At 43.8% G+C, this 13955-nt stretch carries 12 protein-coding genes; 10 read left to right on the top strand and 2 right to left on the bottom strand.

All coding sequences use genetic code 11. From position 1 onward, the window contains the following. The first annotated feature begins 14 nt into the window (after positions 1–14). The 4 genes from QVC79_RS12490 to QVC79_RS12475 all read left to right on the top strand — a co-directional run bounded on the left by QVC79_RS12490 (position 15) and on the right by QVC79_RS12475 (position 2818). Positions 15–989, top strand: coding sequence for a FimB/Mfa2 family fimbrial subunit (locus tag QVC79_RS12490; RefSeq protein ID WP_270595117.1), 975 nt, complete (start codon positions 15–17; stop codon positions 987–989). A 48-nt stretch (positions 990–1037) separates the two neighbouring features. Next, positions 1038–1223, top strand: a complete 186-nt coding sequence (locus QVC79_RS12485; RefSeq protein WP_270595116.1) for a hypothetical protein — start codon at positions 1038–1040, stop codon at positions 1221–1223. After that, positions 1183–1473, top strand: a complete 291-nt coding sequence (locus QVC79_RS12480; RefSeq protein WP_270595115.1) for an FtsZ/tubulin family protein — start codon at positions 1183–1185, stop codon at positions 1471–1473. Before QVC79_RS12485 ends, QVC79_RS12480 begins: the two co-directional genes overlap by 41 nt. 568 nt (positions 1474–2041) lie before the next feature. Next, the gene (locus QVC79_RS12475; RefSeq protein WP_270595114.1) at positions 2042–2818 is read left to right on the top strand and encodes a glucose 1-dehydrogenase; all 777 of its coding nucleotides are present in this window, start codon (positions 2042–2044) and stop codon (positions 2816–2818) included. Here the strand turns inward: QVC79_RS12475 and QVC79_RS12470 are convergent. Continuing rightward, entirely contained in the window at positions 2815–3183 is a 369-nt protein-coding gene (locus QVC79_RS12470; protein WP_124316009.1) for a DUF1622 domain-containing protein, read from the bottom strand. The genes QVC79_RS12475 and QVC79_RS12470 overlap by 4 nt on opposite strands. Positions 3184–3308: 125 nt before the next feature. On the opposite strand from QVC79_RS12470, the gene QVC79_RS12465 reads away from it, so the two are divergent. From QVC79_RS12465 to QVC79_RS12445, 5 genes are all read left to right on the top strand, one after another. Then, a complete protein-coding gene (locus QVC79_RS12465) occupies positions 3309–5276 on the top strand; it encodes an OPT family oligopeptide transporter (protein WP_124316008.1) in 1968 nt (655 codons plus the stop codon). Between the two features lie 111 nt (positions 5277–5387). Next, positions 5388–6605, top strand: coding sequence for a peptidase T (gene pepT / locus QVC79_RS12460; RefSeq protein ID WP_270595146.1), 1218 nt, complete (start codon positions 5388–5390; stop codon positions 6603–6605). 262 nt (positions 6606–6867) lie between these two features. Then, complete coding sequence (locus QVC79_RS12455; RefSeq protein WP_270595112.1) at positions 6868–7557, top strand: hypothetical protein; 690 nt, start codon at positions 6868–6870, stop codon at positions 7555–7557. Positions 7558–7643: 86 nt separating this feature from the next. Further along, the gene (locus QVC79_RS12450) at positions 7644–8492 is read left to right on the top strand and encodes an AAA family ATPase (protein ID WP_270595111.1); all 849 of its coding nucleotides are present in this window, start codon (positions 7644–7646) and stop codon (positions 8490–8492) included. 10 nt (positions 8493–8502) lie between these two features. Further along, on the top strand, positions 8503–10290 hold the full coding sequence (locus tag QVC79_RS12445) for a vWA domain-containing protein (protein WP_270595109.1): 1788 nt from the start codon (positions 8503–8505) through the stop codon (positions 10288–10290). Positions 10291–10339: 49 nt separating this feature from the next. Here the strand turns inward: QVC79_RS12445 and QVC79_RS12440 are convergent, their stop codons facing one another. After that, entirely contained in the window at positions 10340–11539 is a 1200-nt protein-coding gene (locus QVC79_RS12440) for a C1 family peptidase (RefSeq protein ID WP_270595108.1), read from the bottom strand. A gap of 172 nt (positions 11540–11711) precedes the next feature. On the opposite strand from QVC79_RS12440, the gene QVC79_RS12435 reads away from it, so the two are divergent. Next, positions 11712–13817 (top strand): M3 family metallopeptidase, encoded by a 2106-nt coding sequence (locus QVC79_RS12435; protein WP_270595107.1) that lies wholly within the window; start codon positions 11712–11714, stop codon positions 13815–13817. Positions 13818–13955 lie beyond the last annotated feature (138 nt).

The following is a 13955-nucleotide window of genomic DNA, read 5'->3' as shown; positions in this document are numbered from 1 at the left end:
CAAAAAAGAAAGAAATGAATTTCAAAAGTCATATAAATTTACTGATCGTTGGGCTACTGATGATTGGTGCTGGGATACTCGTATCCTGTGATGCCTTTAATGAAGATTTGCCGGAGTGTCGCTTGTTTGTCAAGTTTAAATATGACTATAATATGCTATCCGTCTGTGCTTTTCATAAACAGGTAGATAAAGTGGAGCTCTATGTTTTCGACAGGGATGGCAAATTCCTTTTCCAACAAGCCGAAGAGGGGGATGCGTTGGCTACCGGTAATTACCAGATGTCCGTGGCACTTCCTTTGGGAGAATACAAGTTGATGGCTTGGGCCGGGGTGCATGATTCGTACGATGTTCCTCAGTTGGCTCCGGGTGCGTCGATCACGGAGTTGGAATTAAAATTGAAGAGAACGTCATCGCTTATTATTGATAAAGCGTTGGAACCGCTTTGGTATGGTGAAATCAATGATGTAAACTTTACCGGTAACATTAATCTTGTCGAGACGATTAACTTGATCAAGAATACAAATACCGTAAGATTTATTTTCCAACAGCCGGAGAATGGTGGAGGTGGATTTGCCGTGGATGATTATGATTACGAGATTCTTGAATCGAACGGGTATCTTGATCATCAGAATCAATTGAAGGATGATGATGAGTTGAGTTTTCGTCCCTATTATAGCAAACAGATCAGTCCTGCCGCTATTGGTGTGGAATTGAACACGATGCGTTTGATGGACGATCGGCCGACTCGTTTTGTCGTGACGGAGAAAGCCACGAATAAGCCGGTGTTTAATATAAGTCTTACCGATTATTTTAGCAAGACCATGATGGCCGGGCGTAATTGGAGTACCCAAGAGTATTTTGATCGTCAGGATGAATGGGATGTTGTTTTCTATTTTGCCGGGGAGAACGGGGAAGGCCTATGGCATGCTGTGCAAGTGATCATTAATGATTGGACGTGGCACATTCAAGATGAGGGAGAGGATTTGTAATTTCCAAAAATTGATTACTTTTGAGAAAATGGTAATCAATAATATTGCATGGAAAAAAGATTGGAGGAATTGTTTAATAATTCGTCACTTACAGTTGAAGAATTAAGAAATGTATTTATAAAAGACCTTGTACCTCTCGTGCATGGAGAGAATTTGGTAGGTCTGGATCGAGGGGATGTGGAGCATCTTATGGATGGTAAAGTTTCGGTTGAAGATCGGGACCGGAGTCGGTGAAAGTCGAGCCATAGATGCAATCGGAGATGTGCTGACAAAATTGGGATCGGTTATCGAAGGAGTGGATCATGCTAGGTATTTGATGTACATTGAATATGGTGCGGAGGATTTGATGATGGATGAATTGGTCCGGGTAATGAATTATTTTGAGGAAAAGGTAGGAAATGAAGTGGAAATGGTTTGGGGAGCCGGGCGTAATGATGAATTAGGGAATCAATTGAAAATATTATTGTTGGCCGGGTGGAAGTAATTACCTGAGGGATTCAGATCGGTCATATAAAATAAAGTATTCACGGAAATCTTTTTCAAGATTCCCGTGAATGGTTATTATTTGAAAGTTAGTTTGAAATGCTGGTCATTTGAATAGGGATCCTTTTCTGGCGAAGAGAAAAATACATAGAAGTGTAACTTAAGGTACTTGTATACAATTTTGTAGTGAAATGTGAATTCCTAAATGCAAGAATGCGTATAGGACTACCCGTTATCAAGTGAAGAAGGAATGAGTACTTAAGGTAATTGCCAGATAATCATAGAGTAAAAGCCTATCAAGTTCGTATCAAAGACGTTCACGAACGTCTTTGATACGTCTTTGTAGCGAAGTTGATACGTCTTTAATCCCTAAGTGCATCGAATATGCAACGGGTAAACACGGTTATTACCCTGAAAAAGTTTATTGTAAACTAGAGTAAACCTATATCAGAAAGATTGAAAATACGTGAAATAGATAGCTTTTCCCGTCGCTTGTTTTGGGAATTTTCTTGTTTCGAAGTAACCTTAAAAGGGGGAAAAGCGTAATGTGTGAAAATTAAACAAGAAAGATGATGGATTTGAATAAAATGTTGAACTTGACGGGAATGGTAGCTCTCGTGACGGGAGGCGGTAATGGTATCGGTTGCGGGAGTGCCCGTATTTTGGCAGAGGCGGGAGCTGATGTGGTGATTGGTGACGTGAATCTGGCGGCAGCCGAAGAGGTGGCAGAAGATATACGTGAAATGGGGCGTCGGGCTCTGGCTCTGAAATGTGACGTGACGAGAGATGCGGATTTGATGAATCTCGTGGAACGGACCATCGTGGAGTTTGGTAAATTGAACATTCTGGTGAATAACGTGGGAGTTGGCGGGGGAGGCCGTGAAAATCCTTTTCGGGTGACGGTGGAATATTTCGAACGTATTTTCAAGGTAAATGTGTTCAGTGCTTGGAGATTGTGCCAGTTGGCCGTACCTTATATGAAACAGGCTGGTTATGGTTCGATCGTGAACATTACTTCCATGGGAAGTATCAACCGGAGTCCGAACATGAGTGCCTATGCCTCGTCAAAAGCGGCTTTGAATCACATGACAGCCAACTTGGCAATGGATTTCGGACCCGATGTACGGATTAATGCCGTGGGACCGGGAGCCGTGGAAACGCAAGCACTCGCATCCGTGCTGACTCCGGAGATCGAGAAAAAGATGTTGGAACACACACCAATCAAGCGATTGGGTGAAATAGAAGATATTGCCGGGGCGGTCCTCTTTTTTGCAGCACCGATTTCCAGTTGGATCACTGGGCAGGTGTTATTTGTGAACGGGGGCGGTGTCCAAACGTTGGATTAATCCTTTTCGGGACCACCCGTTCCTTCTTTTTGTACTTGTAATTCTTTGATTTCTTTGTTGAGAAAAATGGACAGGACTGTCCGTAAAATTACAACTCCCCCAAGTATAGCCAATTCATTCAAGCTGGGTTCCAGAACTGTTTTTAGAATATCGGAGGCAATCAAAAACTCAAGGCCTAATAGTAAATAAGTTCCTAGATCGGCACGAAGTTCACGAGTTGCCGTGAACGAGTATTTCCCGGTAAAACGTCGGGATTCATTACGGATGAACGCGCAAAAAGCAATTATCGCCCCATAGATAACGATGATCAGGCTGATGACGCTGATACCCGTGGATAGTATTTCAAGATAGTGCATGATTTTCATGATGTGGTATTTATAATGTCGTAATTACGGATTTTTTGTATAAAGGTTGTTACAATTCCCGTTTTTTCGCTAAAATCGTTATCTTTGGGGTGTTGTAAAAATAAATCACTTACTATAAAGAAACAATGGAGCAAGAGAACAAACAAATGAATTCACTCCCGGATAATGCGTACCGGGAACTCGCCCCGGGCGAGGAGTACAAGCCGATGATGCCGGCGAACACGAAACCCAAGGAGGTTACGCCTTATTCCGTGACATTCGGTATTATCATGGCGGTCATTTTTTCCGCGGCAGCAGCTTACCTTGGACTGAAAGTAGGACAGGTATTCGAGGCCGCGATTCCTATCGCTATTATTGCTGTTGGTGTGGGCAATATGTTGGGGAAGAAAAATATGTTGGGACAAAATGTGATTATCCAGTCTATCGGAGCTAGTTCCGGTGTGATCGTGGCCGGGGCAATCTTTACGCTACCGGCTCTTTACATTTTAGGACTGGAGGCTCAATTTTACCAGATATTCCTTTCTTCTCTGTTCGGGGGTTTTTTGGGTATCTTGTTATTGATTCCTTTCCGGAAATATTTCGTGAAAGACATGCATGGGAAATATCCTTTCCCGGAGGCAACAGCAACCACGGAAGTTCTGGTTTCCGGTGAAAAGAAAGGTAACCAAGCTAAACTATTGGCCGTGAGTGGACTGATCGGAGGTCTTTATGATTTCTGCGTGAGTACCTTTGGTTGGTGGGCAGAAGGAATCTCAACCCGTATTATGGGATGGGGAGAAGTGCTTGCCGACAAGATGAAAGTGGTATTTAAAGTGAACACGGGTGCGGCAGTACTCGGTTTAGGATATATTATCGGGTTGAAATACGCGGCGATTATTTGTGCCGGTTCTTTCACCGTGTGGTTCGTATTGATTCCTTTTATCAGCCATTTCGCTGATGGACAGACATTAGCTGTTGGGGAGGGAATTACAGTGTTGTTGCGGGATATGACCCCGGAGCAGATCTTCTCGAATTATGCCCGTCATATCGGTATCGGTGGTATCGCCATGGCCGGTGTTATCGGTATTATCCGTTCTTCCAGTATTATCAAGCAGGCTTTAGGATTGGCCGTTAGTGAATTAGGTGGTAAGAAAAAAGGAGATGGTGTGGTGGAGCGTACACAGCGTGATATTTCCATGAAGTTCATCCTGTCCGGGATTATCTCCGTGCTGATCGCTACTTTCGTGTTTTTCCAATTTGGCGTGTTGGGTAATTTAACTCACACGATCATCGCGACGTTGATTGTATTCGTTATCTCTTTCTTGTTCACGACGGTGGCAGCAAACGCTATCGCTATCGTGGGTTCGAATCCGGTATCCGGAATGACGTTGATGACGTTGATTTTGAGTTCGCTGGTATTGGTTAGTGCCGGGTTGAGTGGAACGAGCGGAATGATGGCTGCCATGATCATCGGTGGGGTGGTTTGTACCGCACTGTCTATGGCCGGAGGTTTCATTACCGACTTGAAGATCGGTTACTGGTTGGGGACAACTCCTGCGAGACAGGAAGGCTGGAAGTTCTTGGGTACGGCTGTTTCTGCCGCCACGATTGCCGGGGTAATGATGGTGTTGAACCAGACTTATGGTTTCGTGGGAGAGAACGCGTTGGTTGCCCCGCAGGCAAATGCGATGGCTGCCGTGATCAAGCCTTTAATGGAAGGCGGAGCAACTCCTTGGTTGCTGTACTTTGCCGGAGCGGCTTTGGCATTGATCTTGACGATGATCGGTGTTCCCGCATTGGCTTTTGCTTTAGGAATGTTTATCCCGTTGGATTTGAATACTCCGCTGTTGATTGGTGGTTTGGTTAGCTGGTACGTGGGTACTCGTAGTAAGGACGAGAATGTGAATAAAGCTCGCCGTGAACGTGGTACATTAATTGCTTCCGGATTTATTGCTGGTGGGGCTTTAATGGGTGTGATCAGTGCTATTCTGAAATATTGCGGTGCTGACTGGTTTATCACTTGGAGTGGTGCTGAAGTATTGGCTGTCGTGATGTATATTTTGATCATCCTTTACTTCATCTACGATTCTATGAAAGCTAAACTGGCGGATTAATTTTAAATTTTAGATTGTAAATTTTAAATTGGACAATGCAATTGGAAATTTGCAATCTAAAATAATGATTAAGCTGTTTTAATCTAAAATTTAAAATCTAAAATAAAAATGGTGGATTTAAAAGATCGTTTTTTGAAATACGTGAGTTTCGACACGCAAAGTGACGAAATGAGCGAGACTTTCCCTTCTACCGAAAAGCAGAAAGTGTTGCTGAAATACTTGGTAGAGGAAATGAAATCTCTTGGGTTAACCGAAGTGGAGATGGACGAGCATAGTTATGCTATGGGTACAATTCCCGCTACTCCGGGTTATGAGGATCGTCCGGTGATTGGTTTTATCTCTCACGTGGATACGAGTCCGGATATGAGCGGGGCGAATATCAAACCGCAGATTATCGAGAATTATGATGGAAAGGATATTCGTTTGAACGAAGATCTGATGATGACGGTGAAGGATTTCCCGGAATTGTCTGCGTTTAAAGGACATACGTTGATTACAACCGACGGGACAACTTTGTTGGGTGCTGACGATAAAGCGGGTGTTGCCGAGATCATGACGGCTGCCGAGTATCTAATGGCACATCCCGAAATCAAGCATGGGAAGATCCGTATCGGTTTCACTCCGGATGAGGAAGTGGGCCGGGGAGTGGATTATTTCAACGTGGAGAAATTCGGCGCTAAATTCGCTTACACCATTGATGGTGGGTTCGAGGGCGAATTGGAATATGAAAACTTCAATGCCGCCAGTGCCAAGGTTGCTATTCAAGGACGTAACGTGCATCCGGGTTATGCTAAAGATAAGATGATTAATGCTTTGCAGGTAGCTGCCGAGGTGAATAGCTTGTTACCTGCCTGGGAGCGTCCGGAGCATACTGATGGATACGAGGGTTTCTATCATTTGGTAGGATTGAGTGGTTCCGTGGAGAATGCGGAAATCAGTTATATCATTCGTGATCATATCCGGGAGAAGTTTGAGGCTAAAAAACAGTTCATGACGAAAGTGGTAGAATTGTTGACCCAGAAGTATGGCGAAGGCGTGTTGACGTTAACTTTGAAGGATCAATATTATAATATGCGTGAGATGGTTGAGCCGCATCCGGAAGTGATCGACAAGGCGTTCAAGGCTATGGAGCAAGCCGGGGTAACCCCGATTGTCCGTCCGATCCGTGGAGGTACCGATGGCGCCCGTCTTTCATACATGGGATTGCCTTGTCCGAATTTATTCACCGGGGGAATGAACTTCCACGGTAAATTCGAGTACTGTTCTCTGGACACGATGAGACGTGCGCAGCAGACGATTTTGAACTTGATTCAACTTTGGGCGGAATAGAATTAACTCGATAAAAAATACAAACACTCCAAACTTGTTAAGTTTGGGGTGTTTTTTTATGGGGGATAATAGATATTTTAGGATTTAAATGTATATATTTGTAGAAATACAAAAAGATATGCAGAAATTTATAACCTTATTCATCTTCGCATGTATAATTTGTTCATGCGAGAAAAGTGATAACAAGCCTTCTCAACCAAGGTTTTTAGTATTGACTAGGACTGTAAAAATGTTGCCAACTGAGTACCAAAAGGGTAAAGAGATGAAGGAGGTCTATACTTACAACGATTTCGGGTATGAAGATAGTTTTATCTTGTACGTTGATGGCGAAAACGTGGAGGAAAGGAAAAATTACAAGCATGATGAACAGGGACGAGTTTTGCATTGGGAAGCTTTTGCCCCGGATGGGAGGAAAGGGTTAACGATGGATTATACTTATTCCGCATCAGGAAAGATATTGGTGGAGGACAAAGTTTTTCTTCCGACAGCAGAGAGCGGGTACGGGGCGGAGACAGATCATTACCTGACACAATACACGTATGATGAACAGGATCGTGAAATTCAGCAGCTTTCTTACCTCAATGACGAGGTTCTTGGGGTACATACGAATTACAAGTATGACAATTCCGGGAATTTGCTTTTGGTTCATGATGTTGATAAAGACGGGCAACTTAAAATGAAATATGAGGCTACTTATAATAGGGCTGGGAAAATAGAAAAAAGCACGGTGACATCGTATTTGAGTTTTGGAACGCTTACTACTATGTGGGAGTATTCTTATGATTCCGAGGGTTACTTGATATTGGAGGAGGAATATCAAGATGGAAAACCCGCACACGTGCTTAAAGATCATAAATACGATGAGGCAGGGAATCTTTTGTCGTGTAATTCGTATGGGGTTGATGGTGTTGTATATACTGAATATTACTACACTTATCAACGATTTGATTGAAAGTAAATATCGTTTGCTTGATTTTTATCAAGGTTTGACGTCAAGAAAATATTAATTTTACACCTTAATAAAGTAAGGTTTAAAACATGAAAAATAATATGTCCGTGGCCGAACAGGCTACTCTTTTCCCTTTTACCCCGCCGAAACATTCGGATAGTTTGTGTATTCCCGTACAGACGTGGGAATTTTTATGTCACACGCTCTATTTAAAGCGGTATCCTTTTTTACTCGGTCCGAAAGGATGTGGGAAGTCTTCCATTGCTAAGGAATTGGCGGATGCCATGGGGATGGAGTATTTTGCTTTCGATATGGGGCAGGCTTTTAAGCCGAAAAAGATGTTCGTGGGAGGATTGATTATCGGGGATGACGGGAAAACGAAAGCGGTACGTTCGGAGTTTTTTAAGGCTTTTGTGTCGACTAAACCAACGTTAATATTCTTAGATGAGTTGACACGTACCCCGATGGTGGCGGCGAATTTCCTGATGACTATCTTGGATCGTCAACAATCGTATATCTATGATGAGGATTCTGGGAAACGCTATAATAAAGGCGGAAATGTGCTTTTCGTGGCAGCAGGTAACGTGGGATTTGCCTATGTTTCCACGCAGCGTTTGGATACAGCCTTTGAAGATCGGTTTATCAAAGTTCGGTTAAATTACTTGACCACGGCAGAAGAGGCTGCATTGATTCAGGCTCGGTTCCCGAAGGTGTCTCGTGATGCGGCTACTCAATTGGCCAAGGTCGCCGAGGTGTTACGTTTGGCCGAACAGAAAGAAACGCTATCCGTTTCACTTTCGACTCGTCAGGTGCTGGATGCGGCGGCTTATATCCCGTTAGGGTACAGGCTGGATGAGGTGATCGAGCGGGTGATTCTCACAAACTACGTGATTACAGGGGAAGAGACAGTGGCTCGTTCCTTAATACAGACCCTTTGAACGTACGGTCATGGATTATCGACGGATAGAAGAGATATATGACGAACAGTTTATCGACCGGGATTGGTGGGGAAATTTTCCCATGGCTCGAAATTTACTGGCTCGGGATTTGGGAACCACGGATTTATTGAAATTGGTCCCGGTATGTGCGAGGATCGCTTTTCATGTCACGGGGGAGATTCCTAAAATGGTACTTTCCAATCGGGTTCCTAGTTTGTCGATGAATCCCAAACATATAGCCCTGAATTTAAAATTGTTGCGATTGGGCGTGTCGGACGAGACAAGAGTATTTGTCTTTTTCGGGTATTTCGTTCACGAGTTGGCACATCTGATTTACACGGGAAAAGATATTGCAGAGTTGAGTGACGATGAATTGCGCTACACACCAATGCATTATGATATGATTCATTTTATTGAGGATCGGCGAGTGGAGTCGAAACTCGTAAAGGATTTTCCCGGTTATCACTATTATTTGTATGCGGCTCGTAAGTTGGGGTTGGCGATGGGATTGAATGCCGTGGAACATTATATGGGATTTTATGGCGGACAGAGTGAAGATGGCGTACATCGGGGAATGGATGGTTCCGAGGCTTTGTATGATTATATCTGTTCTAAAATATTGTACCCGAATCTTCTGGATGAGAGTAATTATATGCGGGAAGTATTGTCTTTTCCCGGTAATGACGGGAAGGTTCGGCAAGTGAATGCGATCTTGAAATCGATCAAGGATTACGGGGAATTGACTTACAAGGAGGTTGTTTGGTACGCGGGAATGTTGACAGAATTGTTTCAAGAAAAGGAGATATGTCCGGATCATTTCTTTTTACAAGAGATGAAGAAGGCGATGAAGGGTATCGAGGATTTCAAGACGGATAAGCAGATTAAAATGGCTGAATCCGTTATTCGTGATTTGCGGAAAACGTTGAATCAAGAGCCTGTTTTTTCGACCCAGTTATACGTGAGCCCGGAACGGTCAAAGCTGGAATGGAAGGGAACATTGGGAATTTGTGACCGTATCGAGGAGTTCGAGGCTGATGTGGCCGAAATTTCGGATGATTTATTGAACCGGGCAAAGGAATTGGCGGCCAAAATACAGTTGAGTCTGGCCATGTTCTCCGGGAAAATGGATCGAACCCGGGTGATCTACGAGCAGGATTCCGGGGAATTGGATGAGGATGAATTGTATCAATCCCGATATAACCGGAATATATTTTTTGAGGAAGTAATGGCTCCTTCGGCTATTTTGGAAGTGGTTATCCTTTTGGATTTGTCTGGTTCGATGTGTACGGGAGACAAGATTTCCACGCAAATTGTGATCTCTTCTGCGTTAGCCTTGGCTTTCAACAAGTATCCGAACGTGGTGTATTACTCGATATACGGGCATCGCTGTGGAGATGAGGGCATCGAGATTATTCGTTTCCACGATCGGGGCGCAAAACTGCAACTGGGGAAACTGTTTTCTCAACAAGCGTTAAATGCCAATGCTGACGGGTATGCCATGCTGTATTGTTTTGATAAGTTCAAGTCGGATGCCAAGAATAAATTGTTCTTCATGATTTCTGACGGGGCTCCCTCAGCCACGGGGTATGACGGGGAGGATGCCCGTGAACACGTGTGGGAAGTCGTGCGGGAAGGAAAGAAGAGAGGAATCGAGGTTCTGTCCGTGGGGATTGATAATTTCGAACAGGCGGATATGTATGAAGAGTTTATTCCTTATTCCGGCCCGGAGATCACGACGAAGATTTCTCAATGGATTCGTAAGAAATTCATGTCGATAGCGGATGATAATTCGTTTTAACGATAATAAAAAAACAGCATCAAAACCGATGCTGTTTTTTCATTTCTTATTATAATCCTAATTTCTTACGTATTGCTTTCGGGATAGCATCTTTGTGAACCATGATTGCCACGGTTTGCAAGCGACAGAATGGTTCGGACATATAAAGATAACCACCGAACGGATTACGATCTTCTCCCCAAGAATTTTTGGTCTTATAGTAGATCGTTCCGTTCTGATCCTTTAGCATTCCGGTGATGTGCATCAAGTGATCATCTGTTGTCTGGCGGTTGTTAAAAGTGAATTGACGTTTGTTGTCATCTACTCTCATTTCCGGTACGGGAGATTCGAAAGACTGCATTTTACGTTCCCGATCTTTCGCACTAAGTGTGGTCCACTTGTCGATCTCGGCATTGATCATTTCCTCCGGGTTATTGGTCGGGAGAATGGCCAACCCGTTCGGGTGGCTGAAACCATTGTGGCTTACGTCTCCATCCCAGCATACGGAGTACCCGTTTTTCAAGGCGTTATTCATCACTTCCATTAACTCGTCAATCGGTAGATTGTAGTAACGGGCGTGCATCCAGTTATCGGGAATCGTGAGTTCCACCTCTTCGTAGAAAGGGTACATTTGGAAAGAAGTCAATTCCACGTAATCATTTAAATTTAGATCTAGGGATGCCGCAAAACTTTGCGGGGTATACTCCTTGCCCTCGTAAGTGAATGTTTCCGGGGTGTCACCTAGGTAAGCCTCGATATATCTCATGAAACCTTTTGTCCACACGGGGGTAATTTGCCGGTTCGGATTTTTATTCACGGCGTCAAGGATTCCTTGCAAAGCATCCACCATTTCTGCATGAATGTGAAAGTCCCGTCCGTATTGCAATCCGGTATATACTTCTTCCGGAACAATTCCGTACTTTTTGATCATGTCTATTACGTCATGAGCTTGTCCGCCTTCGCTGAAGTTTGTCTTCCCGTGGAACTGAACGTAACGTAATCCTTTCTCGAAGTAGGCGTTTTTAGCCACGTAAAGTTCTGCAAGATCATAGACAGGTTTGCCTTTACGCAGTAATTCGGATTCTAAAAATGAGAGAGTTGCGTAGTCCCAGCAGGTTCCCACGCTTTGTTGATTCTTTACCGGAGTCGTTTTCAAGTCAACGACGGTTGTAAAGTTGTAGCCGGAACGAGGTCCGCCTTTTTGTGCAAACACGGCCGTGCTGATAGAAACAAGCAGGATGACCATGCATAAGAACGAATGTTTTATCATATCTGATTAATTTTGGTATTTTTACTTTGGTGGCGAAGTTAATTAAAATTTTGCATACACTAAAAATAATCTTTTATCTGCAAAACGAATGCTTTGTAGCGGATAATCTATATCTTTACCTCGTTTTTGTGGACGTGGGGAGAAATATACTTAAATATAAATTACTTTATTCATGAAAAAGAGCGTTATATTACTTTTGAGTGTTACCGCATTAGTAACGTCTTGTAAGGATGGAGCTAAGCGGGTGAACAACCCGTTAATGCAGAAGTTTGAAACCCCGTTTCAAGCTCCGCCTTTTGATAAGATAAAACCGGCGGATTACAAGCCGGCTTTCGAGGAAGGTATGAAACAACACAAGGCAGAAATTGAGGCTATCGTGAATAACCCGGAAGAACCGACTTTCGAGAACACGATCGTGGCTCTTGATAAAGCCGGGGAGTTGCTGAATCAGACCTCTGCGATATTCTTCAACCTGTACGAGGCGATGAAGAATGATGAAATGCAACAATTAGCCATGGAAATCAGTCCTGCCGTAACAGCCCACGGGGATGAGATTAACATGAATCCTAAATTGTTTGCCCGGATCAAGGCATTGTACGATAAACGGGAGACTTTGGGATTGGATGCTCTGGCTTTGCGTACGTTGGAACTGTATTACAATGATTTCGTGCGTGGTGGTGCGAATCTGAATGATGCAGATAAGGCTAAGATGATGCAGATTAATGGTGAATTGGCTAAATTGAGTTTGCAATATGGTGATAATCTATTGAAAGAGACAAATGCTTTCACGTTGGTTGTTGATAACGAGAAAGACTTGGCCGGACTTCCGGAAACTTCTATTGCCGCCGCTGCCGCCGAGGCTAAAGACCGGGGAATGGAAGGTAAATGGGTTTTCACGGTTCAAAAACCAAGTATGATTCCTTTCCTGACGTATGCCCAAAATCGTGATTTGCGGGAGAAGCTGTACAAGGGATATTATATGCGTGGGAATAATGACAATGCTAATGATAACAAGGCCGTGTTAGCTAAAATGGTGAATTTGAGAACGGAAAAAGCTAAATTGCTGGGATTTGATACTTATGCCGCTTACGTGGTAGATGTGAACATGGCCAAAACCCCGAAGGCTATCTATGATTTCATGGGACGTGTGTGGGAACCGGCATTGAAAGTTGCCAAACAGGAATTGGCTGAAATGCAGGCTATTGCCACAAAAGAAGGGATGACGTCTAAACTGGAAAGTTGGGATTGGTGGTATTACGCGGAGAAATTGCGGAAACAGAAATATGATCTGGACGAATCCGAGATGGCTCCTTATCTGAAATTGGAAAACGTGCGGGATGGAATGTTTGCGGTTGCCAATAAATTATATGGAATCACCATGCATAAAAGAACGGATATTCCGTTATATCACCCGCAAGTGGAAACTTACGAGGTGAAAGATGTTGACGGAACTTCTCTCGGAATTTTGTATTTGGATTATTACACTCGTGCCAGCAAGTCGGCGGGAGCATGGATGACCGAATTCCGTCATTACACGAAAGTGAACGGACAGGAAGAAATGCCGTTAGTTTCCGTGGTTTATAATTTCTCTCCTGCCGTGGGGGATGCTCCCGTTTTGTTGAGTTGGGATGACACGGAAACGATGTTCCATGAATTCGGACACGCCTTACACGGATTCTTTACTCGTGGCGATTACCAGCGGATTGCGGGTACTATTCCTCACGATATGGTAGAGTTACCTTCACAGGTGATGGAGAATTGGGCGAGCGAACCGGAAGTGTTGAAAATGTATGCAAAACATTACCAGACTGGCGAGACAATGCCGGATGCGTTAATCCAGAAGATTCAGGAGAGCGGACATTTTAATCAGGGATTCGCGACGGTAGAATATGTGGCTGCGGCTTTACTGGATATGGATTGGTACTCTAATACAGAAGTGAAAGATTTTGACGTGAGCGCTTTCGAGAAAGCCTCTATGGATAAATACGGTTTGATCAAAGAGATATTACCTCGTTATCGTTCCACGTATTTCTCTCATATTTTTGATGGCGGTTACAGTGCTGGATATTACGTGTATCTCTGGGCCGAAGTGTTGGACGCTGACGCTTTCCAAGCTTTCAAATCTTCCGGGGATATTTATAACAAAGAACTGGCAGCTAAATTTAGAAAATATGTCCTGTCAGAAGGCGGATATGCTGACCCTATGCAGCAGTATATCAAATTCCGTGGTCAGGAACCATCGGAAGATCCTTTGTTGTATAAGAGAGGATTGAAATAACAGGAAAGGGGCTGTCTAAAAAGTCATTTCTCAAACTCCCTCCCCCCTTCGGGGTACTCCCTCTATAAACAGAGGGAGAGTTGAAATACTCCCTTTTTCGGGAAGAGTCACCAGTTCCTCCTCTGTTTATAGAGGAGG

Origin of the sequence: Butyricimonas sp. (assembly GCF_019423355.1) — a bacterium.
Taxonomy (GTDB): Bacteria; Bacteroidota; Bacteroidia; order Bacteroidales; family Marinifilaceae; genus Butyricimonas; species Butyricimonas faecihominis.
Note: the sequence above shows the minus strand (reverse complement) of the source record. Positions and strands in the feature narration are given on the sequence as shown.